The 1,157-nt window shown below is 44.6% G+C and carries 1 protein-coding gene; it reads left to right on the forward strand.

From position 1 onward, the window contains the following. Positions 1-239: 239 nt before the first annotated feature. A partial coding sequence (locus A3757_RS01510) for an NAD(P)/FAD-dependent oxidoreductase (RefSeq protein ID WP_068739042.1) occupies positions 240-1,157 on the forward strand: 918 nt, incomplete at its 3' end.

Genomic DNA, 1,157 nt, shown 5'->3' on the forward strand with positions numbered 1-1,157 from the left:
GAGCTTAAGTTAAATAGTTCTATAAACGCACTACGGTCTTGATTTTGAGCAATACTCATTAACAAGGCGTTTAACTTTTGGTTTTCTGGAGTGATGGTAGCCACCGGGCCTTCCTGCAAGAAATCTACGTTTGAATCATTCCTGAAATGTANAGCATATTACTATTTGGGTAAACCCATAAATCCAATATCTGAGCTATGCCGTATAGTTAGTAGAATCTTTTAATACTTAGGTGAGACATGAAATCAGACGTAGTTATGGACACAGTTATGGACGTAGTCATAATTGGTGCAGGCATGGCAGGATTAACGGCTGCTAAGCAGTTACAACATAGAGGCAAAAAGGTAGCGGTGGTCGAAAAGTCACGCGGAACTGGCGGCAGGCTCTCATCAAAGCGCTTACCACTACCTGACGACCAAAGCCTTACGTTTGACCTCGGCTGCCCTAGTTTCTCTAGCGAAACACCACAATTTAAAGCTCAACTTGATAAGTGGCTGGCCGATGAGCTTATCGTTCCCTGCGCCAATCAGCCAGAGTACTATGTTGGCCGAGAGCGAAACTCCAGCATCACGCGCCACATTGCTAAAGACCTGAACATTCACTTTTCCACCCGGGTTTGTCGCCTCGAAAAGGAACGTGAGCTTTGGCAGGTTTACACTGAATCACCTACTGGCGAGCAGCTGTTCTGCACAGCAGAGCACATTGTAATCGCAACGCCACCTCAACAAGCTTACGACCTATTACCCAAAGGCAATAGTCTCTGCCCTCTAATCGAGCACATTAAAATGGAACCACAATGGGTACTTCTCTTGGCCGTTCGTAGCAGTACAGAACTAAAAATAGATTCTGCACAGCACCCAAATATTAAGTCAATTTCGCCAGAGCACGTTAAACGAGGTGCTAAGCCAGACGATTCAGTGCAGTACTATCAAGTCCAAGCTGGCGAAGAGTGGAGCCAAGAAACAATTAATTGGGAACGAACACGCGTTGAAAGCTATCTATTGAGTGAGTTCGAAGCACTATGCGAACAAAAAATAGATATCATCGTTTCACACTTACATCGCTGGCTATATTCTCTGCCGAGTAATACCCCCATCGACAATAAAGAGAACTACCTTACATGTAGTGAAAAAATACACCTCAGTGGAGACTATCTT

This window comes from Oleiphilus sp. HI0117, assembly GCF_001635235.1.